Raw genomic sequence first — 26,767 nt, 5'->3', positions numbered from 1 at the left:
TATTAAATTAAGCCACAAAAAAACCTGAGCAAGCTCAGGTTTTTTTGTAACTGCAAATAACCATATTAGGTTAGCGCATTATTAATTACTTTTTAAGCGACAGTTTTTCGCCTTTTAAGCTTTTACGTATTTTAGAAATACGTGAGCGATTTACTGCTCTTGCTTCGCCAGTTGCTTGACCAGATGGCTTATTAGCACGAGTTCGACGTAAGTGTGCAGGCTTTTTGCCAATTTTATCAATTAACACTTCACGGTTACTTACTGCATAGCCTTCTAAGTAAACACGTTTAATTTTTTGACCAATTAAGGTTTCAATTTCAAACAACATGTTTTCTTCTTCACGGCTTACAAACGAAATTGCTTGGCCTTCTTTACCTGCGCGGCCAGTACGACCAATACGGTGTACGTAGTCCTCTGCAAGCCAAGGTAAGTCAATATTAATTACACGCGGTAAACCATCAATATCAATACCACGCGCCGCAACTTCTGTTGCCACTAATACACGTACTTTGCCTTCTTTAAATTCACGTAGCGCACGACGACGATTACCTTGTGACTTATCGCCATGACAAACCGCAGCCGGAATACCATCAAGGTTAAGCTCTGTTACTAGCTCATCGGCTGTTTCTTTCATGTTTACAAATACTAACACTTGCTGCCAGTTTTTCTTACCAATTAGCTCAGAAAGCAGCTCTTGCTTACGGCGCTCTTCAACTGGGTAAACCACATGCGCTACAGTGCTTGCAGTACTGTTTGTTTGATCAACACGTACTATTTCCGGCTGTTTTAATACTTTAGATGCAAACTGTTTAATTGCTGCTGGGAAAGTGGCTGAAAATAATAAAATTTGACGATCGTCAGCGCAGCTTTTTATAACGCCTTGCATCTCTTCAATAAAGCCCATATCGAGCATACGATCGGCTTCATCAAGTACTAAATGCTTTACGCTGGCAAGGCTTAAGTTACCTAAGCGAATATGATCAAGTAAACGCCCTGGCGTTGCTACTACAATATCAACACCTTCTTTAAGTGCATTAGCTTGGCCTGCGGTGTTAACACCACCAAATAAGCTGACTACTTTTAACGAAGTATGTTTTGCAAAGTCTTTAAAGTTATTTGCTATTTGCTCTGCAAGTTCGCGCGTAGGCGCTAAAACTAAAGCATGCGGAGCATTAGTAGTGCTTACTTCAGACTCAAATAATTTTTGAATAATTGGTAGCGCAAACGCGGCGGTTTTACCCGTACCCGTTTGTGCACTTGCTAAAACGTCTTTACCTTTACGAACAGCAGGAATTGCTGCGCGCTGAATGGGCGTAAGGGTGTGATAGTTAAGTTCGTCTAACGCCTGAACAAGTTCAGGAGCAAAACTAAAAGATTTAAAATTCATGGTGTATAACCTGCGGCCACATTATCAAGGGTCGCAAATTATACAGTAAAAAAGTGCTAACAGTTAGTCATTACTTTACTTTTGCATGGTTTAATCTGTTTTATAGCGTTTAAATATTAAAGAGGTATTAATACCGCCAAAAGCAAAGTTATTACTCATTACATAATCGGTGTTAATTTCTCGCCCTTGCTCGGTTATATAGTCAAGTTGAGCGCAGTCGTTATCTACCTCGGTGAGGTTTATTGTGGGGGCAAACCAGTTATCATTCATCATATTAATCGTCGCCCACGCTTCAATAGCACCGCATGCGCCCAAAGTGTGGCCTAAATAACTTTTTAAAGAGCTAATGGGTTTTGCCCCTAAAGCGTTAAAAGTGGCATGCGACTCTGCTATATCGCCTCGATCGGTTGAAGTGCCGTGCGCACTTACATAACCAATTTGCTGGGCAGTTAAATTAGCATCTTGTAGGGCCTGTTCAATCGCTATTTGCATTGTTTTAGAGGTAGGCTGAGTAACATGCTCACCATCACTATTACAACCAAAACCCACCACTTCTGCCAGTATAGTGGCACCGCGCGCTTTTGCGTGTTCGTACTCTTCTAAAATCAGTGTGCCAGCACCTTCGCCAATCACTAATCCATCACGGCTTTTATCAAATGGCCTTGGGGTTAACTTGGGTGTGTCGTTTTTTGTGCTGGTAGCATATAAGGTATCAAATACTGCGGCTTCGGTAATGCATAACTCCTCTGCACCACCAGCAACCATCACCTTTTGACGACCAAATTTTATTGCCTCATAGGCATAACCAATACCTTGTGAGCCCGAGGTACAGGCTGAGCTTGTGGTGATCACTCGCCCTTTTAAACCAAAAAACACCCCAACATTAACCGGAGCGGTATGCGCCATCATTTGAATATAGCTAGTGGCTGTTACCCCAGACATAGAACCCGACTCCATCATATTAGCAAACGCGAGTAACGGCGGAGTTGACCCTATAGATGAGCCATAAGAAACCCCTGTAGAACCATCGGTTAAGCTAGTATGATTGAGCAGTTGAGCTTGCTCTAATGCACACTCTGTAGCGCGTGTAGACATAAGCGCCACCCGCCCCATTGAGCGTATTTGTTTGCGCTTATAATGGCTCGGTCGCTCAAAGTGAGTAACCGGCGCCGCTAAACGCGTATTAAGCTCTGGCGCTTTGTCCCACTGTGGCATAGTGGTCACTGCATTTTCGCCTTTGATCAGTGCTTGTTTAAATACCGACCATTCATCGCCAAGTGCGGTGATAACCGACATGCCTGTCACTACAACGCGCTTCATTACACCATACCGCCGTTAACTGAAATGACTTGGCGAGTAATGTAGGCCGCATCATCTGAGATTAAAAATGCCACAGTACCCGCAACTTCATCTACTGTGCCCATACGCTTAAGCGGGATCATTTTTAGCATTTCGTCTACCGGTAACTCGTCTGTCATTGCGGTTTCTATTAACCCAGGTGCAACGCAGTTTACGGTTATTTTTCGCTTAGCCAGCTCTAACGACAATGCTTTAGTAGCGCCAATAATACCGGCTTTTGCCGCACTGTAATTTACTTGCCCACGGTTACCGGCAATACCCGATACAGAAGCCATAGTTACAATACGCCCGCCTTTACGGTTTTGCACCATAGGCATTACCGTGGGGTGCACTACATTATAAAAGCCATCAAGTCCGGTACGAATAACGCAATCCCAGTCCTCGCCTTGCATTGCCGGAAACGCCATATCATTGGTTATACCCGCGTTACATACCACGCCGTAATAAGCGCCATGCTGGGCTATATCTTGCTCTATTTGTGCTTTGGCGGCGGCTCTGTCGCATACATCAAATTGTAATAAGCTAGTAGCTTGGCCTAATGCCTGTATTGCTGCGCAAGTTGCTTGTGCATCTGCCACACCACTTTTACAATGCACTGTAATGTCGTACCCTTGCGATGCTAATTTAAGCGCAATAGCCCTGCCTATGCCATAATGCAGATCGTTTAAGCTAATTGAACGATCTTTCAGAGGCTTCATAATAGGCTACAACAAAAGTTGTGGCCTATTTTTATGTCTGAATTTATTAAAGAATTACACCTTACTACTGAGTTTTGCCAAGTTCGTGATATTGATTCGTTCACTAAGCACATTCCCCTTGAGTGGATTGAAGAAGCTGTTACCCAAACAGGAAGAGCATCAGTACGCAAACGACGCTTCCCCGCCGAGCAAGCCGCTTGGCTTGTGTTAGGAATTGGTTTATTAAGAAACCGCTCAATATCTGAAGTCTGTGACAAACTAGAGCTCGCTTTTCCTGACGCTAAAGGAGAGCTTCCACCATTGGCGACCAGCAGTATTATAAAAGGGAAAGAAAAGCTAGGCGCTGCGCCTATGAAGCACCTTTTTAAACATACAGCAACGCAGTGGGAGCAGTCGCAAACGTTTGATGACGTCTGTGGTTTAAAGCTACTAAGCGTTGACGGTACACAATTTAAAACCCAAGATACCCCGAGTAACCGTCACTTTGGATATGCTCAATCGACAACTAACTTTCCCTCAGTACTTGCTGTGACCTTGATGTCGACAAGAACGCATTTAATATCCGATGCAGCGTTTGGCCCTATCACTCAAAGTGAAATTCATTATGCTCAACAGCTTGTTGGCTCAGCACCTGAACATTCATTGACCCTATTTGATAGAGGTTTCTTTTCGGCTGAACTATTCACGAGCTGGCAAGGTGTTAGCGAAAATCATCATTGGCTTACGCCCATTAAAAGCAAAATGCGCTATGAAATAACGGGATCATTTAGTGAGTATGACCACTTAATAACAATGCCTATTTCGCCACAAGCTAAAAAATCAGCCCCTTACCTAGGTGATACATGGCAAGCAAGACTTATTCAAATTCCAACACCTAAAGGTGAAATAAAAGGGTTCATCACCTCATGCGTCTGTCCAGAAAAATACCCGCTAAAAGCGCTACTCGGTGTTTATTGGCAAAGGTGGGAAATAGAGCGAGGATATGGTGAGCTCAAGCAATATCAATTATCTAGTAAACCAGCGCTACGGAGCCTGAAACAGGAAGGTATTTATCAAGAACTATGGGGTATTCTGACGTCATACAATATCGTGAGGCTTGAAATGGCAGAGATGGCTAAAGCCCATAAAGTGGAGCCATTACGCATCAGTTTCATAAACGCATTATACCTGATACAAGACGAGTTTTTATGGTGCTCAGGTCGAAGCCCCGGGACAATCCCTAAAAAGCTGAAAGAACTACGTGAAAACGGGAAACGGCTAATATTACCGGAGAAAAGAAAGCGAAAAGCTTATCCGCGAGCGGTGCTCGCAAAGACACAAAAATATCCGGTTAGGTATAAACGAAAAAACACCACTCGTTCTTAAACGAGTGGTGTTAGCCTATGCCACGGCTTGAACCTGTGACTAAAATTCGTTTTGTCATTGATTTTCTCTTATAAATTCCAGCGGATTTTCGGGCTGAAAAACATTAATTTTTGCTTCACATACTAATGTATCGCCGTGGTTTATTTGGCATTCAAACACACTCAACCCAGACTCTTCTTGATACAGTTTATGCACTTTAATGGTTAAGTTACTATTAACTTTAAAACACGCTTGATGGGTTTGATATTTACGCGTACCAATTAAAAAACCTATTTTAGGTGACTCATTTGCATCGTTTGCTAATGCGCCTGCGTAAGCGGCTATTGACTGCGCCATGTACTCAACCCCAATGTAACTGGGTACACCGGCAATATCGGCGTTATAAAATGCACTTTGTGGTGTAATTGTTACCTGGCAACGCGCACTCTCGGCGCTATAATGCGTTAAAGTGTCAATTAAAATCATTGGTGCGTCGTGGGCAAGCAACTGCTCAATTGCGTAATGATTACTGCTCAGCTCATTCATTGGCAATACCTAAAACTAAACTAGCGTTATTGCCACCAAAGGCAAATGAGTTTGACAAGCAGTAACGCAATTTGGGCTTAAATGCTTGTTTTATTACTTTTACATCGGCCAAGTTACCGCCTGTTGATAATACGTTATAGGGCAATGCATACTGGCCTTGCCCTTTTAAAAGTAGCCAGCATAGCGCGGCTTCAATTGCGCCTGCAGCTCCTAGGGTATGCCCAGTTAAGTGTTTGCTTGAGCTCAGTGGCGTATTGTTGCCAAACACACGATTAATTGCAAGTGCCTCCATTTCATCATTTTTTAGCGTTGCGGTACCGTGTGCATTGATGTAGTCAATTTCATGGGCAGCTAATTGCGCTTGTTTTAGTGCTTTTTGCATTGCAGATTGCGCGCCCATACCATTAGGATCGGGTGCTGAAATATGATGTGCATCAGAGCTTTCGCCGCCACCGTACAGCGCAATTGCTGTATCTGTAATTGCGCTTACGCCTTTACTCATTACAAATAATGCTGCGCCTTCACCAATATTAATGCCATCTCGGTTACTTGAAAACGGCTGGCAAACTCCAGTACTTAACGACGCTAACGAATCAAAACCATTGAGAGTAAGTTGGCATAGGGTGTCGACGCCACCGCATATAACAACATCCGCCATATCGGCTTTTAGCAGTGCGCGGGCACTTAGTAATGCTTTTGCGCTTGATGTACAAGCCGTAGAAATACTATAACAGGGTCCCTGCGCATCAAGTTTTTGCGCAATATAGTGTGCTGGGGTAGCAAGTTCTTGCTCATAATAATGAAAGTCATTGGGCCATTGCGCTGTGTGTTCAAAATGAGCACGAGCCCGTTCACCATCTGCAATACCCGAAGTACTCGTGCCTAACACCACCGCAATACGCGATTTATCGATATGCGAAAACTGCTCAATAGTAGTTTGTACTTGCGCTAAGCACATATCAATAAAGGTATTTATACGTTTTTTTTGCGCCAACGCAACCGAGGTTACTTGGCCAACATATAACGGCTGTTGTTGCGCGCTAAGTGTAGAATTTATAGTTAATATAGGCGTTGCAGAGTTATAACTGTTTAAGCTATCGAGCGTTGCCTGCTGGCCTACTCCCATCGCACTAACAATACCTAAGTTATTTAGCCAATATGTCACTGAGTTACCTTTTTAAATATTATTTTATAATCACGAACAATATTATGCAGCGTAATTGCATCGTGGTTATAGTCAATGGTGATCAGGGTTTTATGATTTTGCAGCACCTGCCTGTGTGTGCCTACTTGTTCCACCAATGCGCCGCTCAGCTGCTCATTTATAAACGCGACAGGCCAATGGACTAAGGCAATATCGGCCAGTACATAAGCTGGGTTTATATCGACGCCTACAAGCATTTTTTTAGCTTTAATTGGCTCTTTTGGTAGCTTTTCAAGCTCAACAATCGGAAAGCCTTGGCTAGTCATCATCAGCAGCTTAACCCCGCCCGCCTCATTAACCGCCAATTGCGATAACAAGGTATGCTGCTCTTGCCCAGTGGTAATAAATAACACTTGCTGCCAAGAGCGGCCAAACATTGATGGCGCCATACTATTTAAATTTAAGCTAGCCGCAGGCGCTATGCTAATAGCTGCACTGGAGCTAAACTGACTTGCACAGGCTGACAGCACTATGCAGGTTAGCAATATCAAAGCACGCTGGAGTATTAGTTTAAGCATATTAGTTTCAACATATTAATTTCGGCATATTAGGTTCTGCACAGCTGAGCTAGCACATTTAAGCGGCGCTCACTTTCTGCAACAAATGGGTTACTTGTGTCCCATGCGTATCCGGCTAAAATTGCACTGATCATTTCTCGCACTTGCTTGTTTTGCTCTGTATGAAATATGACGTCTTGAAAGCGCGTATCGTACCAGCCTGTAACAAAAGTTCTAAAACAGTTAACTCCCGCTTGTAGCGGTTTTGCATAATGCTGCTCAAAGTCAATCGTCTCACCTTTTAAATACTGATCGACCAAAGGTGCAATTAAACTTGCTGACTTAAGCGCAATGGTTACTCCTGATGAAAACACCGGATCTAAAAACTCTCCCGCATTGCCTAATAACGCAAAATGCTGCCCATACAACTTACTCACATTAGAGGAGTAGCCTGTTATGCTGCGAGCTGGCCCAATTAATTCGCGTTTAGCTAGCAGTGCTTTTAAATGTGGATCTTGCTCTAAAAAGCGATTTAACATTACCTCTGCTTCATCGTCATTAAAACGCTCAGACTCTGCTACAACACCAATACTTGCGGTACCATCACTAAAGGGAATTAGCCAATACCATATATCTCGGTGCTCTGGGTGTACGGTAATGAGTATTTTATTACGATCAAAATTTTCATCGCTAATATTATCTACAAAGTGGCTAAAGTAAGCACTGCGTACCGGAAAGTTAGAGGGTAGCTCTAAGTTTAGTAGTTTAGGTAATACTCGGCCAAAGCCGCTGGCATCTAACACAAAGCGTGCTTGAACTTGGTAAGGCTGTTGCTGCGCGTCGTGTACTAATAAGGTTGCGCCACCGTTTTTATCGCCACTATCTTTATTGGTATTATTTTCTAAAGAATCAGTAACCTTGTAGTCTTTAACACTGTGCTGATAACGAATAACAGCCCCTTGCAGCTGTGCATTATCGGCGAGTAATTTATCAAACAGCCCTCTTTTCACTTGATAAGTGGTACCCGGGCCAGGAGATGACTTTTCGGTAAAATTAATCGCGGTATTTTCCCCCGCTCGATGAAACGCAGCGCCGTTTTTAAACTGAAACCCTAAACTTGCAGCGTGTTCATGCAATGGAGCGACTAAATTAGCGTCGGCCAAATACTCCATACATTGCGGTAACAAGCTCTCACCTATAGTAAAACGCGGAAAAACCTGCTGCTCAAGTACTAATACTCGCCAGCCTTTTTGCACTAAAAGGCTACTTGCTAGTGCGCCAGAGGGGCCCGCACCAATTACAACAACATCAAACAGCTCAGGGTTATTCACTTTATCCTTCCTTTTGCGAGGGTAATACACTCAGCGGCGATAAAATATATACCGCTAAAATCCCTACCATGACGGTAAGTCCAAAACTAAAAATAGCAGGGGTGCTTGAGGCACTTAACATACCAAACACCCACATAGAAGACGCTGCTGATAAACTAATTGCCAATATATTTTTTGGCTGTAACTTATTAATTTGATAAAAAACAAGGTAGTCAATAGCTAAGGCTACCACTAGCAACGCGCCCAACATATTAAATAACGACAGGCTGCCTTGAATTGCGTTACACACCCACAGCATGCTAACAACCACTAATAACAAACTTAACAGTTGTAAAGTGGCAATTTTAACGCCAAAACGCCAACTGAAAAGTAACCAACTAATGGCCCCTGCAAACACTAAACTTAACAATAAGTATGCTCGGTAATCACTTAATAACGCACTAATTTGCTGCGGTTTATTATATAGCAATAAGCCATCATCTTTTAAAAGCGCGGCGCTTAAGCTCTGTGTATTAATATTAGTTATTGTCATCCAGGTTATGGCTTGCTGCGGTTCAACATGTATTTGCGCTAACAATAAGGGTTTAAATTCGCTATTTAATAATGCGTTATAGGTAATAAATTGCGTGGGGGCGCTACTTAACTGCTGCCCAGTTAATTGCTCGCTTAGTGCAAACACACCACTTTTTTTAGCTTGATTAAACACCGCTAAATTATTTTTTTGCTGCTCAATACTAGGCAGCCATCGGTTAATGGCATTGTGTTTAATATGCGGGTTATTCGCGGTTAAATTGCTGACTAGCCGCTGTTGTTTTTGTAACACCTGCTGTGCATTGTCACCAATAATAAATACTATGTGGCTGCGCCATTGATCCAGTAAAGTTAAATGTTTTTTTTCATTTGCCATTAGCTGCTCAGAGCTGCCATTAAGCAATCTAATGTCATCATTAAACTCAATCGGTTTTAATAGCAATAAGCTTGCAAGTACTACACTTAGCACAATAAACAGTGGTTTTTTTATTTTATTACAGTACAAAAACACCCGCGTTATTTTTTTACTAAGTAATAAACTTGACGCCGATACGCGCAGTGTTTGCTGCCAAAATGGTAAAATTAGCACAGTAAACAACCATGCACTAAATAAGCCCGCTATAACAAACACTGCCACTTGCGCTAATAAGGTTAACGGCGCACCTAATAAGCAGCTGTAGCCTAATGCGGTAGTAATAAAGGAGAGTAATAAAGCAGACTTCACCCCTTTGCTATAGCCGTTAGAAGAGGCTTGCTGTGCAGTTTCATTTGCTACTTTAGCTAAGTCGGTCATGCCATGAAAGGCGTAATCAATAGCAATACCTATTAAGGTTACGGCAAATACCAAGGTTAATAAATGAATGCTGTTAAACACCAATAACATAGCAATAGTGCCGCCCATTAATGCGCTAAGCACTGTAAAGCTCGCTAATAAAATACTGCTAAGCGCCCTAAATACCCAAAACACCATAACCATTAGTGCCATTAGACTTATGCCACCAAACAAACTCATTTCGTATTTTGCTTGTCGGGCATTTTCAGCCGTATGAAACAGCACCCCTGAATAAGAAATAGTGGTATTTGGGTACGCTTTACTTAGGGTGTTTATTTGCGTTTTAATTTTAGCAGCTAAACTAATTGCACTATTAATGCCTAAGTTTGGCTCTGGCAGTGTGGCAAAAAGCATTGCATATTCAACGCCCTCATACTGGCGAGTGAGGCGGTTTTGCTTAATAGTAAAAATTTGGCTTTGGCTTAAGTTTTCGCTAATAAAACCGGCTAAACTTAAACTAATATCAGTACTTAATGTAGCACTGACAAATGGCGAGCCTAACTGATTTAACTGCTGCAGGTAAAACTGCTCAAAACTGGCTTTATCTGCTATTTGTTGTTTGTAAGGCTCACTTAATAATGCATATTTATAGGGTGCAAATGTGGTTGTTAAGGCGTTTATAGAGGGAAAATTAAACGTGCTTGTTATACCTTGCTGCTCAAGCCAATTGTTAAATTCATCGTGGGCGTTATTTTTTTGCTCACCAGCAAATGAAAACACCACACGGTCGGCATTGTTTTCAAAAAACAGCTGTTCGCCATAAGCTAATTGAGAATGCGACTTTGGCAGCAAACTAAACATATCAGCACTAAATGTAGGTTTAGTCAGCCAAAATATGCTGGTTAAAAGCAAAACCAAACCACTAAACCAGATAAAAACAATGCCAATTCGTTTTTTCAATCCACTATTCCATTAATTAACTATTTAAACGATTGAGCCGTTAAGGCTGCTCAGGATAACTAAACTCTATAGTTGTTTTACTGCCTGAATGCTCATAAAGGATGATGCTGTGTACCGTTTTGTTACTTTCACACAAAGTGAAATGGCTAAATAATTGCCGTAACAGCGCTTCTTTTGGGGTTAGTTGCAGGCAATTGTTTTGCGTTTTTATACTAAAACGTGTTGCAAGGGCGCTCATATCTACACTGAGTAAGTCAGTTAAAAGCCCTACAAACTGCTCACTACCTGGCTGTGGTACAAACTCCCCTTTAGCATTTTCAATCAGTACCTGGCCATTTTCTACAATCAATGTGTTTTTTACCGGTTGTTCGACCTGCCATACTAGCTTTTGGGTATTTAGAGAAAATACCCCAGAGGAGACAAATGGCGATGCAAAACCAGCAAGTTGTTTATATTGTTTAAACTCACCCGTTACTGTATCTGCCTTTAATGCGGTATGTACCTGCGATGCCGTGTTTGCTTGCAATACACTACAAAATAGCAGCAATACGCTGGTTATAAATAATTTAAACATTGTCATTCCTTCTCCTTTAATTGCCAGCTACTTTAAAAAAGGGGCTAGTTTTTCATAAAGTATAGGGGGTGAAACAAATTGCATTTCTTTGGAGCTAATTTCTACCGCCACTTGTGTAGTAGACGCCTTGGTAATGCGCTTATTACTGATTGCATCGGTAATAACATAATCAATACGTAAGCGGTTTTCATACTCTTTTAAATACGCTGCTACTTTAATTTTTTGTGTAAATACAGCCGATGCTACGTATTTAATTTGCATATCAACAATGGGCCACGCAAAACCAGAGTCTTTCATTTGCAGGTAGTCGTAGTCAAATATTCTGAGTAACTCACAACGAGCAACTTCTAAATAGCGTGGGTAATTACCATGCCATACTACGTTCATTGGATCGCAATCATGAAAAGGAATTTCTATTTCTACACTGTGCGAAAGTAACGCGCCTTTATTATTCATAAAGCGTCCAGCGTTTGCTTTGAATATAACTAATAGTTTGTCTTAGCACCGCTTCCATGGGTCTGTCTTCGGTCAGGTTTTCAAAGTAACCGGTTATATCGCTATACATATGCTGCATATCGTCAGTTAAACTCGTAAATTCTAATTCGCCTTGTTTAATTCGCAGCCTTAACCCTTGAATAGCGGCTAATAAGGTACTGGCCATCACTTGCTCGGTAAGCTGTAAAATACGTAAACAATCGCGCGAGGCTATGGTTCCCATACTCACTTTGTCTTGGTTGTGACACTCGGTAGAGCGCGAAAACACACTGGCAGGCATAGTTAATTTTAATGCCTCAGCCGTATAAGCACTGGCACCAATTTGTACCGCTTTAAAACCATGATTTATATAACGGCGCTCAGGGGCACTGTCGGATAAATTAGACGCCAAGCCATTGTTATATTTAGTATCAACCAACGAGGCTATTTGTCGGTCGGCTAAATCGGCTAAATTAGCTACTGCGGTTTTCATGCTGTCCATTGCCATGGCAATGTGGCCGCCATAAAAATGCCCGCCGTGCAGTACATGCTCCCCTTCGCCATCAATAATAGGGTTGTCGTTGGCTGAGTTTAATTCGTTTTCGATCATTTGCCTAAAAAACGGCAAGCTGTCTTGCAGTACACCAATAACATGCGGCGCACAGCGAATTGAGTAGCGATCTTGCAGTCGGTCGGCATTACGTGGATGGTCGTGATGATTTAAATCATCTCTGATCCAACGTGCTATTTGCTGCTGCCCTGGGTGGGGTTTTACCGAGAATAAAATTTCATCAAAATGATGACTATTACCTTTGAGCGCTAAGCTGGCAATGGCGGTAATACGACTGGCTAATTTGGCTAAATAATTGGCTCTGTCGAATGCTAAGCAGGCTAATGCGGTCATTACTGCAGTGCCATTCATTACTGCAAGGCCTTCTTTTGGGCGCAGCACGAGCGGCGTTAAACCCACTTCTTGCATTACTGCTAAGCTATTACGTACGGTGTCTTTATAATATACGTCGCGCTCGCCTACCATAGCACCGGCAACATAAGATAATGGCGTTAAGTCGCCACTGGCACCTACCGATCCCTCTTGAGGAATAACCGGTACAATATCGTGATTTAAGTAGTCGCGCAGTAAATTCAGCATTTCCCAGCTAATACCCGAGTAGCCTTGCGATAAAGACGTAAGCCGCGTGGCTAAAATTGCTCGTCCTTGTACTTTATTAAATACGTCGCCTAATCCACATCCATGAAATCGCGTTAAATGCAGGGGTAGTTCATCTACTAAGTTTAATGGTACTGCTACGGTTACAGAGTCGCCATAGCCGGTAGTTACGCCGTAAATAACGCCGTCTTCTTTTAATAATGTATCTAAAAAACTCAGCGCGCTGTTAATTTTGCTACTAAATTTGCTGCAATCACTAATTTGCACTTGGGTGTAGTTATGCGCAATATCAACAATGTTTTCGATTGATAATCGCTGCTGACCAAAAAGCTGTGTGTTTTGAACTGGCACTTCTATTTCTCCTTTGCTTGATCGCGGGCGACTTGCTGATCACTTTGCCAAAAATCGTAAAAATTAAACCATTGATAAGGATATTGCGCCGCATAGTGACCTAAACGCTGCGCATAGTCTGTAATAACTTGGTTTAAAATTGCCTGTCGTTGGGTGCGGGGCATTTTTAAGCTGTTGCTGTATTGCTCAAATATTACGTGGTACTTATTGATTTTCTTATCTTTTAAACAAAATAAAAAATAAACTGGGCAATCAAGTAATGCAGCTAAAATAAAAGGCCCTTGCGAAAACGGGGCTGGCTTGTCTAAAAAAGGCACTTGCACAGAACGCGCGGCAGTGGTGGTACTGGTGCGATCGCCAACAATAACAATAATTTCGCCTTGCTCAATTTTTTCTTTCAATAAAATAGCTAAACCTGGGCCTAAATCGGTTACTTGAATTAAATTAACCACTACGTTGGGGTTAATTTTTTTCAGCATTTTATTAAACTCTACTGCATGGTGAGTAAACACCAGCACGTTAATAACTTTGCCACTGCGATGTTGGCTAAGCGCTCGGCAGACTTCTAAATTACCCAAATGCGAGCCAATAAAAATAGCCCCTTGGCGTTGCTCATTTAATTGGCTAAATAAATGCTCGTTGGTATATTCAATATCACTTAAGCTAATACGCCCAAGCCAACCATCTATTTTATCAAAGGCGCTGTCGGCAAAACTGCAAAAGTGCTTTAGTTGCTGCTTAAGTGTCACGCTTTGCCCAGTGCCGGTGTACAAATTAACTTGCTGTAAAAACTGTTTTGAAGCAGCACGGGCAACCCTACCGGTAATAAAAAGATACACCACCACAGGAAACAAAATTAGCCACAGCCCTTTGCGGCCCAGTATTTTATGTGTAAATAGCAGGGTTTGAATGCCTAAATAATTACCGCGCTCTTGCATTTTAGACCAATGTTTAACGGCCATAACGTCTCTTTACTTTGTGTGCTATTAGCCAAGGCGAGCGCACTAACATACCAAAAAACAATCGCGTATGCAGCCAAGAAATACGCACGTTGTCGTGCAATGGCTGAAAGTGAGAAAGCCCATTTTCTGGATAGATCACTTGGCTAGGTAAAAATATAAACGGCACATTACGCCAATATAAACGCACTAATATTTCAGGATCAAAATCCATCCGCTTGCCCAGCTTAACTTCTTTTAACAGTTTTTCGCAGGCACCCAGCGGATACACTCTAAAACCACACATAGAGTCAACAATTTCAAAGCTGAGAGTTTCAATCCATACCCACACATGGGTTAAGTACCGTGCTAAATAGCGATGCTTAGGCACTGAAGCGTCGTATATTGGGCAACAGCTTACTAATGCCTGTGGATTGGCGTTTGACAGGCGCAAAAGCTGCGCTAAATCGGCCAAATTATGTTGGCCGTCGGCATCAACTTGAATAGCATGGGAATACCCTTGCTGATACGCATAATGCAAACCGCTTTGAACCGCCCCACCTTTACCTTGGTTGTGCGCATGGGTAACAATTGTAAGTAACGGATGCTGCTGTGCAAGTGCAGAAAACACTGTTTTAGCTGCATCATTACTTGCATCATCAACCATAATAATTGGTAAGTTATATTCAGTTAGGCTGGTTAATACCGCCGCTATCACTGAGGTATGATTGTAGTTTGGAATCACTATACAAAACTTATTCATTTAAGCAACACTTTCAAAAACAATCCGCCCAGACGCGTGTTGTCCCTTAGCCGAGCGATAAGAAAACACATACTTATTAAGCGCTTTTTGCTCTATGGCTAATACCATAGTAAGGCCCGGAGTAATCACCACCTGAAACTTTAGCACTTCGACATTTTTTACTGCGAATTGAATATTATACTGCTTACAAATTGCAGCAATCGCCCAATCTAGCTGCACTACGCCTGCTAAAATAGGGCCGTCTTTAAAATGGCCATTAAAGTAATCTAAATCCTTGGGCACAAATAAACTTAATTGATAACCTTGCTCGGTTTGCTCACATTTAAGTAGTTGCGGCTGCGTTTTAATCAACTTTGTCAAAAAGGTGCTCCAATGCTTTTAAGTTTAATTTAGCTTGGCTGTTATAAGGTAACTGCTCTATAAAACGCCACTTTTTAGGCGTACAAATGCGCTCAAAACGCGTTAGTGCATGCTCTTTTAAAAGCTTATTAGTGGCTAATTTACTTTCACTTTGTAAATGTTTTACCCCTTGCTGGCTAAGCACAACTACCGCACCTATTACTTGCCTTGCCCCAGGTAATACAATTACTTTAACGTCGTTTACCCACTCACTGCTTGCTAAGTGGTGTTCTAGTTCGTCTAAACTGAGGCGCTTTTCTTCTAACTTTATGATGCGGTCTAATCGACCAAGCAGTTTAAATTGACCGTTTTTAAGCACCAAACCTCTATCGTCAAGCGAGTAATCTTTGTGGTTCACTAGCGGTGAATTTAAAAAGAGCCTATCGTCTGTGCCAACACTCATTTTTATACCTGAAAACGGCTGCCACGAGCTCACGTTTTCAAGCGAGGTAACTTGTCGATACCCTATACCACCGGTTTCGGTACTGCCAAACACTTGTGTTATTGGTTTATTTAACTGGCTGAATAGCGATACTGCATCTTCGTTTGCCAGTGGCCCACCTGATGAAAATATCCATTGTAAATGAGATTTTTGTTCAATTAATACGTTGTCTGCGCATAATCGTTTTAGCTGTGCGGGGCTAGAAATTAACACCACTTGTTTAGCGCCCTTGAGCTTGGCGGCTATATGTTCTGGGTAGTGCAGTAAATCGGTATCAACGACATGTCCGGTACTAAGCGGCCACAACAACCTAAATAACAGCCCGTAAATATGCTGATGCGATACGCTAGCAATAAACATTGGCATACATTTTAACGCATAACTGCTTGATAAAATGCTCAGCTCTTTGTTAATTGTTTGCCACGACTTTACAATTGGCTTAGCTTTACCTGTTGATCCCGAGGTGTAGAACACCAAGTTCCCTTCTTTGGGCCAAACAAGTTGCGCTAAAGGAAAAAAGCCAGGTTGATCGGGCAAGTTTTCTATATTAATTAGGTCAATACCCAGTGGCTCAACAAGTTCTGAGTCACCTAAAAAACAAGGCGTTTGCTGTAGTAAGGCTTTGAGTGTTTCGGGTTGGCCATTGGGTGGCAATATAACCGTGCAACCGCGCAAGGTGAGTGCCATTAAGCTTACCGCAAACTTATAAGTATTAGTGCTATATAACACTACAGATGTGGGTGCTGTGGCCGGTGAATACTTAGCTAATAGCCGATTAACATCGCTAACAAACTGGCGTTGCGTCACTGCCTTATTTTCATGATTAAAGCACACACTAACATTATTACTTTGAAATATTTTACTTTGAAATGTACTAAACACGCGCTTTCCTTTTTACTTTTAGCCTGACTAGCCACTCTAAGGCAAACAACACGCCCATAGCTACATAGGCAATCACACCATTATAAAAAGCCCACACTGCCAAACTAGCAAACAGGCTGGTATATAAGGCAATACCACCATTAACTATAAAAAAAACGCACCACACCTGAGTTACTTTTTTAGTGTATTGCACACCTTGCTCATCGAGCTCAGGCTCAGTGATGCGGGCAAAGGTTTCTATTATTGATGGCCCTTTATAAAGTGAGTAGCTAAACACGAGCAACATCACAGTGTTAATAATCACCGGGTATAAACGTAAACCCACATCACTGTCGAACACTTTTGACAATACGATTGCGATCACAGCTAAAAATGTCGCTGGCTTTAACCACGGCATTTTGTCAAATAGTGCTTTGCTTAACCACAAGCGTAGTGCAAGCAAAAATAATAATACGATCGACACCAGTTGGCTATTAAACTGCGTCAGGCCCACATACACTATAACTGGGTAGCAGGCCAAACAAAGCATAATAAGGGTGGTTAGCAAGGCTTTAAGCATTTACTTAGTTAACGAGTTTTTCTATTTCGCTAACTACATTTTGCACAGTACGTACTTGTTTAAATGCATCAGGATCAATTTTTTTACCGGTGATTTCTCTTAGTTTTACTACCAAGTCAACAGCGTCAATGCTGTCTAAATCAAGGTCTTGATATAAGTTAGCCTCTAGGTTTATATCGGCTGGGTCTATCTCAAAATCGTTTTCTAAAATGCCGTGTAATACATCATAAATTTCAGCAGCGGTTTTCATTGTTATTCCTATATATTTTTATAATTTAAGAACGTGCTTGTTCTATAAAGTTTGCTAAAGAATTCACCGAGGCAAAATGCGCTTTTGTTTGCTCTGAATTGGCATCTATTTTCACATCAAATTGTTTTTTTATTGCCAAACCAAGTTCTAATGCATCTATGCTATCGAGCCCTAAACCATCAACAAATAATGCTTCATCATCAGCAATGTCTGCAGTTGTCATATCTTCTAGATCAAGGCTAGATATAATTAATTGTTTAATTTGTACTTTTAATTCAGTCATAAATTGCTCAGTTCTTCTGTAAAATAATGTTGTAAGCTATTAGTTAAATGCCGAGATTGTATAGCGGGTGTGTCACTAACATAAGCCAGGTTACTGTTAAACTGCTTGCTGGCCAGCTGCAAGCTAAAGTGCGCTTGATAAGGCGCTACTTTATACCAAGGTGTACCCTTGGTTAAGGTATTTGGCTGCATTTTTATTAATACTGTAGCGATTGGCGCATTGCACCTAAGGGCTATATTGGCCGCTCCTCGTTTAAACTTAAGTGCCGTATGGGGCTGTGAACGTGTGCCTTCAGGAAAAACGATTAAGTTATTTCCTTTACTAATACTGCGCTCACATTCACGTAATAACCCCTCTGGATCTTCGTTACTTATATAGCCAGTACTTTTAATTACACCACGCATAAATGGGTTTTTAAATAAATGGGCTTTCACTACGCAATCTGCATTTTTAATCACAGATATAAGCACAACCACATCAATTAAAGAGGGGTGATTAGCAAGTACTAATTTTCCGCTTAAATTGGCAAGCTGGGCTTTGTCTTTAATATTAAAACGAATAACGCCTGTGTGATGCATTAACCCAACAAAAAATTTAAAACAGTAATGTACTGTCGCTCTTGCTCTGTTTTTACGGGTGTTTATATCTGCTTCTAATACGTTTTGCAGCGGAAAAACCACTAATGTTAGTACTAAACCACCTATGCCAAACACGCTAAAACAAACACCGGTTGCAAGCACACGCCAACAAAGCCCTGTTATTCTTATAATGTGTTTAATCATGGTAGGTAAGTTGCCAATGATGAGCCAGTGTAGTGTGGGTTAATATCGCACTTTTTTTATCGTGCAGGGCTTTAGCACCTTGCAGGCTCATTGGTAAGTTACTATTTTTTGTAGCAGAGTTAAGTACTTTATTTAAACTAAAGCACGGCTCATTTGCTTGAGCAAGGCGCACTATCATAGCAATGGAATGAGTAATTTGTAGCTCGTCAGCAAATTGGTTATATATATCGGGGAGGGTTTCATCGCTATGGACTACTAACATGTACTGCTCATTGCTATCAACAAGACGAATGTAGGCTTCTACAATTGCACACATAAAACTCTCAGCCCCTGCTGCAATAGCATTCATTGCACAGGTATTACTTTTTATAATACTAAAGAGTCCGGCAGCGGCATTGTGTACACTCAGGCCAAAACCTGTGGGCGATAATGGTTGCTGGTTAACTATATCAACTAATAAATTGGCTGTTTTATGCAAGTCCCCGTGGCGCGATGAAAACACCGCAGATAAATTAGTATGCTGATCTGCGCTACTTACTTGCTGGGCACTGTGTAATACCATTTTGCTAAAACGAGTCATACGCCGGCGTTGCATAGGTGCAACCCAATCAAGCGTTATAGGCGAGTTATCATACCAATGATCGCTTTCTATTTGTCGCTGTTCTGGCTGGATCCATGTAGCGAGTTGTTCAACAACAAATTTCACAAATATACATATTTAGTTAATGATAGGACGAAGGATCTTACATTTTTTAACAAAAAAAGTAAAATAAACAATAAAAAAAGCCAGCGCTGAATTTTCATTCAGCGCTGGCTAATAATTCTATGATATTAAAAAGAATTCTTGTTCATTTATGCAGCGAGCATGGCCACCAACAACATCACTTGCGCTTAGCTGATTAATCAACTTTTCACCTTGCTGTTGCTGCGCGTCGTTAAGGGGTAAATAAGGTAATCTAAATACCGGTTTAACTGCCTCAGTCATCATGAGTGCAGTATTAATCGCAATTGGATTTGGCTCGCAAAACAACCAATTTATTAATGGTTGTAATGACGTATTTAGCGCAGCATTAGGCGCATCCATTAACTGGCGAAATAATTCTGGCATAAGATTAGAGCTGACCGAAATAACCCCATGAGCGCCATGAGTATGACGAGCATCGTGGCTTTCATCATCATTACCCGACCAACACGCTATGCCTTGCTTCTCATAATGAGCTATACGTTCGTTACCACCGCACTCTTTAACACCAATAAAATGTTCGTGCTTTGCTAATGGCTCAATAATATCAGGCGTTAAGTCTTGTCCTGTACGCCCCGCTACGTTGTAAATAAATGCGGGGCCAATATCAAGAACACGCTTTAAATGCTCTTTTACACCTGCAATAGAGGTACGCCCATAATAAGGGTTAATTTGCAAAGCAGCATCCATACCACTGGCAAAACCATATTTAGTGGCTTTAATCGCTTCTCGGGTATTATTACTGCCCGTATTACCTACAATTACTAGCTTACTGCTAAACTTATTTACGCTATGCGCTATGAGCATTAAGTGCTCTTCCCAGTTCATTAACTGGCCTTCGCCGGTAGTGCCGCCTACAACGATACCGTCAACCCCAGCTGCTATTTGTAACTCAACAAGGCGATCGTATGTTGCAAGGTCAATTTCGCCACTCGATAAATAAGGTGTTTTAATTGCTGTAATAAGACTTGCTTGTTTAATTTGTTCTAGGCTGCGCATAAAAAATCATTCTTTATAAAACTTGCGCTATTTGTACCATATTTATGTGTGCTTTTGCAGCTGTAAACGCATATTTTGTAATAAAATGGCTTGTAATATTAAGTTTGATAATACAAAATGAATAACTGTATATATAAACAGTGTTTGTATTTTTAATATTAGGCGAGCTTTTATGCGTTTATCTCAGTACTTAACAACCCATTTTTATCATACCGACGAGCTATGCCAGGCACTCAATATTGATGCAGATAAGCTTGAGCATTGGCAACAGCAAAGTGTATTTCCTAAGCCTAGTTATTGTATTAAAAACCAACTAAGTTGCAGTTCATATTCGGGTTTGTACGAATGCGAAGAGTACGACGATTATTACCCTCGAGGTTGTGTAAACTGGGGGCAAGGGCTGATAAAGCAAAAAATTGATTCATCCAGCCAGGCATTTAATTACTTTGCCCAGCAATATACCGCTAGCTTAACCAAACTTGCTCAGCAAGGGTTTGAATTTAACGAAGAACTATTTAGTTGTGAAATAGAAGAACATGTACAACAAGTGTGGCAGCAATTTTTATGCAGCAAATATGGTGTGCTTACTCAAAATGGCTTAATAGACGAAATAGTGGCTGTTGATATAGGCCGACTGGTGGTTGATGACATAACCGAATTACGCAGTAAAGCGGGGTTAGATCAAGATGAGCGAGCAAAACTGCACCCCGCTATAAAGTTACTCAACCGGGCTTTGAGCCATGGTGCCGATCACGAAAAACAACACACACTTAGAACCCGCTATATAGATACCCTTATTTTAAAATACGACTTATCGATAAAGTAATAATACAAACTAGCTAAACCAAAATGCAGGTTTGAAGTATAAATGTAAGTACGTTATGGTAAGCAAGCTCGACTAACCACGCCAAACTAGATCAAAAATTGAAAAGCACGATATAATCCGGAGCAGCAATTTTATGAGCAGTATCAGCAAAAACGCAACAAAACCTGTAAACCACACACTTCAACAGCAAACGCACAGCATTTCCAGTGCACCTGAGCACTGTATTCAGGTTCGGGGTGCGCGGGTTCACAATTTAAAAAATGTTGATGTAGACTTACCCCGCAACGCACTCATCGTTTTTACTGGTATATCGGGATCTGGAAAATCATCTCTCGCTTTTGGCACCTTGTTTGCCGAGTCACAACGCCGCTATCTCGATTCTGTATCGCCTTACGCGCGAAGATTAATTGACCAAGTAGATGAGCCCGATGTAGATGATATAAACGGCCTACCTCCTGCAGTAGCACTGCAACAACAACGAGGCACCCCATCGGTTCGCTCATCTGTGGGAAGTGTAACTACTATTTCTAATACCCTGCGAATGCTCTACTCTCGTGCAGGCGACTACCCTAGCGGTCAAAGTATACTCTACGCCGACGCATTTTCCCCTAACACTCCACAAGGTGCCTGCACCTTATGTCATGGTATTGGCCGAGTGTTTGCAGTAACAGAAAAGTTACTTGTACCTGATGATACAAAAACAATTCGCGAACGGGCCATAGCTGCATGGCCTCCTGCGTGGCAAGGACAAAACCTCAGCCGTATACTTGTCTCTCTTGGTTACGACATTGATACACCATGGAAATTACTCCCTAAAAAAACCCGCGATTGGATTCTATTTACCGACGAAACTCCCGTTGTACCTGTTTACCCGCAATACAGCAAAGAGCAAACTCGCAACGCCATTGAAAAAAATGAGAAGCCGAGTTACATGGGTACATACTCAAGTGCTAAACGTTTTATTTTGCACTCTTTTGCTACCACGCAAAGCCCGCGAACTAAAAAACGTGTATCACAGTTTATGCAAATTTCTGAATGCCCTGATTGCAAAGGTAAAAAATTAAAACAGCAATCCTTGTCGGTCAAGTTTACAGGCCTTGATATTGGTGAGTTATCCCAATTAACGCTAACAGAGCTAGCACTGCGACTACGTGATATTGCTAAGATAAAGCCAGCCAAAAATTCGCCTAATAGAGAGAAAGCAATTGTAGCTCAGCGAATTGCCAGCGACATTTTGGCCCGGGTAGAGGCACTAACAACACTTGGCTTAGGGTATCTGTCGTTGCAACGTACCACACCCACTTTATCTGCAGGCGAACTACAACGCTTACGACTAGCAACCCAAATTCGTTCACAACTATTTGGTGTGGTTTATGTTTTAGATGAACCCTCAGCAGGACTACATCCAGCAGATACCCAAGCATTGCTTGGGGCGCTTGATCAACTCATTGCAGCTGGTAACTCTGTATTTGTTGTAGAACACGATGTTAGCGTTATTAAACATGCCGATTGGATTGTTGATGTTGGCCCAGATGCTGGTACGCATGGCGGTGAAGTGATTTACAGCGGCCCTATTAGTGGTTTACAAGGCGTTGCTAAATCTCATACCGCTCGATTTTTGTTTACTGCAGACGCGATAACCAAACACACTTGCAGACAACCTCAAGCCTGGCTAAAGCTCGCAGCAATTGAGCGTAATAACTTACAAAAATTAGATGTTGAATTTCCACTGGGCGTGATGACAACCGTTACCGGAGTTTCTGGATCGGGTAAATCAAGCCTCATAAGTCAAGCTCTAGTGGAGCTGGTTTATGATGCGTTAGGACAAAAAGCTACTTTAGAGAGCCCAACTGACGAAGCCGAGTTACTCGAGCAAGAACTAGAAATTCCCACTGGCGGGCAAATTACAGATGGCATGCAGCACGTAAAACGTCTAGTAAATGTAGATCAAAAGGCAATTGGGCGTACACCCAGATCAAACCTCGCCACCTATACTGGCTTATTTGATCACGTCCGCAAATTATTTGCATCCACTAACAAGTCTAAAGCACGACGCTACGATATGGGCCGCTTTTCGTTCAACGTGAAAAAAGGCCGCTGTGCTAATTGTGAGGGTGTGGGGTTTGTTAGTGTTGAGCTGTTATTTTTGCCAAGTGTTTATTCACCGTGTCAAGTATGCCAAGGCCAGCGTTATAACGAGCAAACACTTGAAGTGTGTTATCGCGAAAAAAACATTGCTCAAGTACTCGATTTAACGGTTGAATCTGCACGTCAATTTTTTATAGATGAACCACAGATATCACGAGCTTTGGACACTTTGTTACAAGTAGGCCTAGGATATTTACGCCTCGGCCAGCCAGCAACCGAGTTATCTGGCGGCGAAGCCCAGCGTATTAAACTTGCAACCGAATTACAGCGCACACAACGCGGTGATACTCTTTATGTACTTGATGAGCCTACTACTGGCCTGCATCCAGCTGATATAGCAATGCTGATGGTGCAATTAAATAAGCTTGTAGATGCAGGTAACACCGTTATTATGGTCGAACATGATATGCAGGTTGCCAGTAATAGTGATTGGGTTATCGACATGGGCCCCAGCGCAGGTGATCATGGCGGACAAATAGTCGCTCAAGGCTCCCCTGCACAGGTCGCAAAGTCAAAAACCAGCCAAACGGCTCCCTTTTTATTAGTCTAAAATACAGCTATAACAATACTGTTAAACACTTGATATAAGCAAATAACTTAGTGGGTGAGTGGTATAAAGTCAAAATTAGTTTTGCCAATTTATACGTTTTATATTTAAAAAGTGCCTGTAACCCAGATCAAACGCCAGACAACGTAACTTATTGTTAATTAATGCCTTTATTGTTTACCGCTCTAGTGTTGGTAATTTAACTTCGTACAGTCCATTACCCTGCTCTATATAATAACAACTGCGTTTAAGTAGTAATTCACCTTTTAAATTACTACTTAATATAACGTTCTTTATCAAAAATAATTAAACAAATTATAATCCACAAAAGCCAGTACGCTTCGCTAGTGGAAAAAATAAATCTAAATAAAACTTGATATCCGGCTGAGGTTGCTGTTAAAGTACGTCACATCGGGTTGATAGAAAGCCCTGTTTATTTGTAAGTACCACGTTGTTATTAGTAATAATCCTTCGCGCTATCCTCAGTTAAATATATGTTTTCTTACTCTTTATATGCCTTATATAGGGCGCACTTTAATTTTTTTAGGATACTACTATGTCTACAACAACTGGTTCAGTTAAATGGTTTAATGAAGCAAAAGGTTTTGGTTTTATTGAACAAGAGTCTGGTCCTGATGTTTTTGCTCATTTTAGCGCAATTACTAGCGATGGCTTCAAAACATTAGCTGAAGGCCAACGTGTACAGTTTACTGTTACACAAGGTCAAAAAGGCCCGCAAGCAGAAAATATTGTTTGCATCTAAATTTTTTAATTTAATGGGTTAGTAATAACCCGTTAATGAATATTAGTTTGAAAGAAGTTCTGTTTATTTGTACGTACCACGTTGATATTAGTAATAATCCTTTGTGTTATCCTCAAGTTAAATATTTATTTTTTCCAGCTTAATCGCCTACTTTCAGGCACATTTTTTATTAATTTCTTAGGATACAATTATGTCTAATACAACTACTGGTACAGTAAAGTTTTTTAACGAAGCTAAAGGTTTTGGTTTTATCGAGCAAGAATCTGGCGCAGACGTTTTCGCACATTTCAGTGCAATCTCTGGCGACGGTTTCAAAACTTTAGCTGAAGGCCAACGTGTACAGTTTACTGTTACACAAGGTCAAAAAGGTCCACAAGCTGAAAACATCGTTTGTATCTAAGATGTTTAAGTTGATGGGTTATTTATAACCCATCTATTTATATAAGTTTGAAAGAAATACTGTTTATTTGTAAGTACCACGTTGATATTAGTAATAATCCTTCGCGTTATCCTCAAGTTAAATATAGGTTTTTTCCAGCTCAATCGCCTACTTTCAGGCACACTTTTATTAATTTTTTAGGATATAATTATGTCTAATACAACTACTGGTTCAGTAAAATGGTTTAACGAAGCAAAAGGTTTTGGTTTTATCGAGCAAGAATCTGGCGCAGACGTTTTCGCACATTTTAGCGCAATTTCTGGCGACGGTTTCAAAACTCTAGCTGAAGGCCAACGTGTACAGTTTACTGTTACACAAGGTCAAAAAGGTCCACAAGCTGAAAACATCGTAGCTATCTAAGCTGTTTTAGCTGATGCGTTTTTAAAGCGCACTAAAAACCCACTCATAGCCTGGCTATAGTGGGTTTTTTGTTTTACTTTTCTATATTTATATAGCAATTAAATTAAGAGTAATTATAGCGCCAACGAAATGCTGTAATCACAAGATGCGAATAATGAATTATCATTATTATCAAAAATTGCTGCGCATCGTGCATTGCACTATCTTCTGTATCCATACATGTACTTCTGTATCCATACATGTATAAGTTATTACCAACCTAACAAATAAACTATTTAATCAACTAAAATGATCATGTTTTGGCTTGGTATTACTATTAAACTAGTTTTGATGTTCATACTGCCCACGGTACACTTCAAATACTTTTAGTACTGTATGCTGCTCTTTAGTTAGATTATCAAACCAGTGATCAAATAGATCATCGTTATCTTGTTCACTTAATGCCATATATTGGGCAAGTAACTCAATAATATCATTATGGGTGCAAGTTAAAGGGTTTACTTGTTGTGCTAAAACACTATGGTCGCGCTCTTTTAGAGTATCCATTACCCCTTGATCTATTTGTTGTTGTTTTTGTATTGCGTCGCTCATATGTTACCTCTGAGATCTACTGTTTGTGCTGTTTTTAACGAATGTAATTATAGTTATAACAGGCTAAACGCCAATAGCCAGCACTTTTGGTTTAACTACTCATTTTTTGATTCATTTGCATAAATAGCCAGCAATTATGGCCTTTAAACGCTAATTCAATAAATTATTGAGTGTCTATAAATCCCCCAAAATAAAATAACATCACATAGTAATTGCCATTATGGGGACTACCCTATTTTATTTATTAATGAAGTATAAAATGAAAGTATTGAGTTCACTTAAAAGTGCTAAGTAGGGTGCCAAGTTGTAAAAGGTAAAGGACGCGTGTTTGTGATTTGTAAGGAGAAGCCGCGCTTTAAAGCTGTTCAAGTATGAAAAAGAAATAGCATTTGACCACTATCACTTTATAAAGCAGTCACTGGATGTTGTGTAACACTCAGTGACTTTAATTAACTACTTCTTTAACTATTTATTTAACTACCACTGAAAATTCAGGTACTGCCTGAATTACTTTTTTCACGGTGCAGGTATTTACCGCGGCAACCAGTGCTTTTTTATACTTATCAGGAAATCCATCCGGGAGTGTTATCTCAATAGAGAATAACTTTTTACCATCTTCATCCACATTTTCGTTATTTTGCTTAAGTGACATGCCTTGTGTCGAAATATCGCGTTGTTGGCAAAACTTTCTTGCATAAAAGCCTGCACATAACACCATGCTCACTAAAAAGTAATCAAATGGTTCTGGGTGCTCTGCGTTGCCACCTGCAGCCAAACTCTGATCGCTTATCACTTCATGATCGCCAAATTTAGCACTGAGCTTTTGGCCATCTAACATTGCAACTGAAATTTCCATCG

At 41.0% G+C, this 26,767-nt stretch carries 29 protein-coding genes and 1 pseudogene; 7 read left to right on the top strand and 23 right to left on the bottom strand.

What is annotated here, in order from left to right; genetic code table 11:
* Positions 1-85 precede the first annotated feature (85 nt).
* The 3 genes from PTRA_RS18025 to PTRA_RS18015 form a co-directional block, all read right to left on the bottom strand.
* On the bottom strand, positions 86-1,387 hold the full coding sequence (locus PTRA_RS18025; protein WP_011330036.1) for a DEAD/DEAH box helicase: 1,302 nt from the start codon (positions 1,385-1,387) through the stop codon (positions 86-88).
* Between the two features lie 90 nt (positions 1,388-1,477).
* A complete protein-coding gene (locus tag PTRA_RS18020; protein ID WP_058375015.1) occupies positions 1,478-2,707 on the bottom strand; it encodes a beta-ketoacyl-ACP synthase in 1,230 nt (409 codons plus the stop codon).
* Positions 2,707-3,444 (bottom strand): 3-ketoacyl-ACP reductase FabG2, encoded by a 738-nt coding sequence (locus PTRA_RS18015; RefSeq protein WP_058375014.1) that lies wholly within the window; start codon positions 3,442-3,444, stop codon positions 2,707-2,709. The genes PTRA_RS18020 and PTRA_RS18015 overlap by 1 nt, the downstream gene beginning before the upstream one ends.
* Positions 3,445-3,477: 33 nt before the next feature.
* On the opposite strand from PTRA_RS18015, the gene PTRA_RS18010 reads away from it, so the two are divergent.
* Complete coding sequence (locus tag PTRA_RS18010; RefSeq protein ID WP_058372694.1) at positions 3,478-4,809, top strand: IS4 family transposase; 1,332 nt, start codon at positions 3,478-3,480, stop codon at positions 4,807-4,809.
* Positions 4,810-4,863: 54 nt separating this feature from the next.
* On the opposite strand, the gene PTRA_RS18005 is transcribed toward PTRA_RS18010, so the two are convergent.
* The 18 genes from PTRA_RS18005 to dapA form a co-directional block, all read right to left on the bottom strand.
* Positions 4,864-5,334, bottom strand: a complete 471-nt coding sequence (locus PTRA_RS18005; RefSeq protein ID WP_058375013.1) for a hotdog family protein — start codon at positions 5,332-5,334, stop codon at positions 4,864-4,866.
* On the bottom strand, positions 5,327-6,499 hold the full coding sequence (locus PTRA_RS18000; RefSeq protein WP_058375012.1) for a beta-ketoacyl-ACP synthase: 1,173 nt from the start codon (positions 6,497-6,499) through the stop codon (positions 5,327-5,329). Before PTRA_RS18000 ends, PTRA_RS18005 begins: the two co-directional genes overlap by 8 nt.
* Complete coding sequence (locus PTRA_RS17995; RefSeq protein WP_237113502.1) at positions 6,496-6,915, bottom strand: DUF3261 domain-containing protein; 420 nt, start codon at positions 6,913-6,915, stop codon at positions 6,496-6,498. Before PTRA_RS17995 ends, PTRA_RS18000 begins: the two co-directional genes overlap by 4 nt.
* 170 nt (positions 6,916-7,085) lie before the next feature.
* Positions 7,086-8,366, bottom strand: a complete 1,281-nt coding sequence (locus PTRA_RS17990) for an NAD(P)/FAD-dependent oxidoreductase (protein ID WP_058375010.1) — start codon at positions 8,364-8,366, stop codon at positions 7,086-7,088.
* A gap of 1 nt (position 8,367) precedes the next feature.
* Complete coding sequence (locus PTRA_RS17985; RefSeq protein WP_058375009.1) at positions 8,368-10,629, bottom strand: MMPL family transporter; 2,262 nt, start codon at positions 10,627-10,629, stop codon at positions 8,368-8,370.
* 40 nt (positions 10,630-10,669) lie between these two features.
* Positions 10,670-11,209 carry an outer membrane lipoprotein carrier protein LolA gene (locus tag PTRA_RS17980; protein WP_058375008.1) on the bottom strand — a complete coding sequence of 180 codons (540 nt, stop codon included), beginning with the start codon at positions 11,207-11,209 and terminating at the stop codon, positions 10,670-10,672.
* 21 nt (positions 11,210-11,230) lie between these two features.
* Complete coding sequence (locus tag PTRA_RS17975) at positions 11,231-11,659, bottom strand: acyl-CoA thioesterase (RefSeq protein WP_058375007.1); 429 nt, start codon at positions 11,657-11,659, stop codon at positions 11,231-11,233.
* Positions 11,652-13,196, bottom strand: coding sequence for an HAL/PAL/TAL family ammonia-lyase (locus PTRA_RS17970; protein ID WP_058375006.1), 1,545 nt, complete (start codon positions 13,194-13,196; stop codon positions 11,652-11,654). Before PTRA_RS17970 ends, PTRA_RS17975 begins: the two co-directional genes overlap by 8 nt.
* 2 nt (positions 13,197-13,198) lie before the next feature.
* On the bottom strand, positions 13,199-14,158 hold the full coding sequence (locus tag PTRA_RS17965; RefSeq protein WP_058375005.1) for an LpxL/LpxP family acyltransferase: 960 nt from the start codon (positions 14,156-14,158) through the stop codon (positions 13,199-13,201).
* A complete protein-coding gene (locus tag PTRA_RS17960; RefSeq protein ID WP_058375004.1) occupies positions 14,148-14,897 on the bottom strand; it encodes a glycosyltransferase family 2 protein in 750 nt (249 codons plus the stop codon). Before PTRA_RS17960 ends, PTRA_RS17965 begins: the two co-directional genes overlap by 11 nt.
* Positions 14,898-15,257, bottom strand: coding sequence for an ApeI family dehydratase (locus tag PTRA_RS17955; RefSeq protein WP_058375003.1), 360 nt, complete (start codon positions 15,255-15,257; stop codon positions 14,898-14,900).
* A complete protein-coding gene (locus tag PTRA_RS17950; RefSeq protein WP_058375002.1) occupies positions 15,241-16,620 on the bottom strand; it encodes an AMP-binding protein in 1,380 nt (459 codons plus the stop codon). Before PTRA_RS17950 ends, PTRA_RS17955 begins: the two co-directional genes overlap by 17 nt.
* Complete coding sequence (locus PTRA_RS17945) at positions 16,613-17,179, bottom strand: COG4648 family protein (protein ID WP_058375001.1); 567 nt, start codon at positions 17,177-17,179, stop codon at positions 16,613-16,615. The genes PTRA_RS17950 and PTRA_RS17945 overlap by 8 nt, the downstream gene beginning before the upstream one ends.
* 4 nt (positions 17,180-17,183) lie before the next feature.
* Positions 17,184-17,429 (bottom strand): acyl carrier protein, encoded by a 246-nt coding sequence (locus PTRA_RS17940; protein ID WP_058375000.1) that lies wholly within the window; start codon positions 17,427-17,429, stop codon positions 17,184-17,186.
* A 25-nt stretch (positions 17,430-17,454) separates the two neighbouring features.
* Positions 17,455-17,712, bottom strand: a complete 258-nt coding sequence (locus PTRA_RS17935; protein WP_058374999.1) for a phosphopantetheine-binding protein — start codon at positions 17,710-17,712, stop codon at positions 17,455-17,457.
* Positions 17,709-18,494 carry a lysophospholipid acyltransferase family protein gene (locus PTRA_RS17930; protein WP_058374998.1) on the bottom strand — a complete coding sequence of 262 codons (786 nt, stop codon included), beginning with the start codon at positions 18,492-18,494 and terminating at the stop codon, positions 17,709-17,711. The genes PTRA_RS17935 and PTRA_RS17930 overlap by 4 nt, the downstream gene beginning before the upstream one ends.
* Positions 18,487-19,200 carry a beta-ketoacyl synthase chain length factor gene (locus tag PTRA_RS17925; RefSeq protein WP_083497564.1) on the bottom strand — a complete coding sequence of 238 codons (714 nt, stop codon included), beginning with the start codon at positions 19,198-19,200 and terminating at the stop codon, positions 18,487-18,489. Before PTRA_RS17925 ends, PTRA_RS17930 begins: the two co-directional genes overlap by 8 nt.
* A gap of 117 nt (positions 19,201-19,317) precedes the next feature.
* Entirely contained in the window at positions 19,318-20,235 is a 918-nt protein-coding gene (dapA, locus tag PTRA_RS17920; RefSeq protein WP_011330016.1) for a 4-hydroxy-tetrahydrodipicolinate synthase, read from the bottom strand.
* 172 nt (positions 20,236-20,407) lie between these two features.
* Between dapA and PTRA_RS17915 the strand changes: the two genes are divergently transcribed.
* From PTRA_RS17915 to PTRA_RS17895, 5 genes are all read left to right on the top strand, one after another.
* Positions 20,408-21,061 (top strand): DUF6058 family natural product biosynthesis protein, encoded by a 654-nt coding sequence (locus PTRA_RS17915; protein WP_058374997.1) that lies wholly within the window; start codon positions 20,408-20,410, stop codon positions 21,059-21,061.
* Between the two features lie 133 nt (positions 21,062-21,194).
* The gene (uvrA, locus tag PTRA_RS17910) at positions 21,195-23,759 is read left to right on the top strand and encodes an excinuclease ABC subunit UvrA (protein ID WP_058374996.1); all 2,565 of its coding nucleotides are present in this window, start codon (positions 21,195-21,197) and stop codon (positions 23,757-23,759) included.
* Between the two features lie 553 nt (positions 23,760-24,312).
* Complete coding sequence (locus PTRA_RS17905; RefSeq protein ID WP_011330013.1) at positions 24,313-24,519, top strand: cold-shock protein; 207 nt, start codon at positions 24,313-24,315, stop codon at positions 24,517-24,519.
* 190 nt (positions 24,520-24,709) lie between these two features.
* Positions 24,710-24,919 carry a cold-shock protein gene (locus PTRA_RS17900; RefSeq protein WP_011329603.1) on the top strand — a complete coding sequence of 70 codons (210 nt, stop codon included), beginning with the start codon at positions 24,710-24,712 and terminating at the stop codon, positions 24,917-24,919.
* 189 nt (positions 24,920-25,108) lie between these two features.
* Positions 25,109-25,318, top strand: a complete 210-nt coding sequence (locus PTRA_RS17895) for a cold-shock protein (protein ID WP_011330012.1) — start codon at positions 25,109-25,111, stop codon at positions 25,316-25,318.
* A gap of 321 nt (positions 25,319-25,639) precedes the next feature.
* Here the strand turns inward: PTRA_RS17895 and PTRA_RS17890 are convergent, their stop codons facing one another.
* Positions 25,640-25,909: a hypothetical protein gene (locus tag PTRA_RS17890; RefSeq protein WP_011330011.1), complete on the bottom strand. Its 270-nt coding sequence runs from the start codon at positions 25,907-25,909 to the stop codon at positions 25,640-25,642.
* Positions 25,910-26,168: 259 nt separating this feature from the next.
* Here PTRA_RS17890 and rpmJ point away from each other — a divergent pair.
* A pseudogene (gene rpmJ / locus PTRA_RS19000) lies at positions 26,169-26,295 on the top strand (50S ribosomal protein L36).
* A gap of 83 nt (positions 26,296-26,378) precedes the next feature.
* On the opposite strand, the gene PTRA_RS17885 reads toward rpmJ, so the two are convergent.
* Entirely contained in the window at positions 26,379-26,765 is a 387-nt protein-coding gene (locus tag PTRA_RS17885) for an OsmC family protein (RefSeq protein WP_011330009.1), read from the bottom strand.
* Positions 26,766-26,767: the final 2 nt, after the last annotated feature.

Origin of the sequence: Pseudoalteromonas translucida KMM 520 (genome assembly GCF_001465295.1) — a bacterium.
GTDB lineage: Bacteria > Pseudomonadota > Gammaproteobacteria > Enterobacterales > Alteromonadaceae > Pseudoalteromonas > Pseudoalteromonas translucida.
This window is presented reverse-complemented; position numbering and strand designations above follow the sequence as displayed.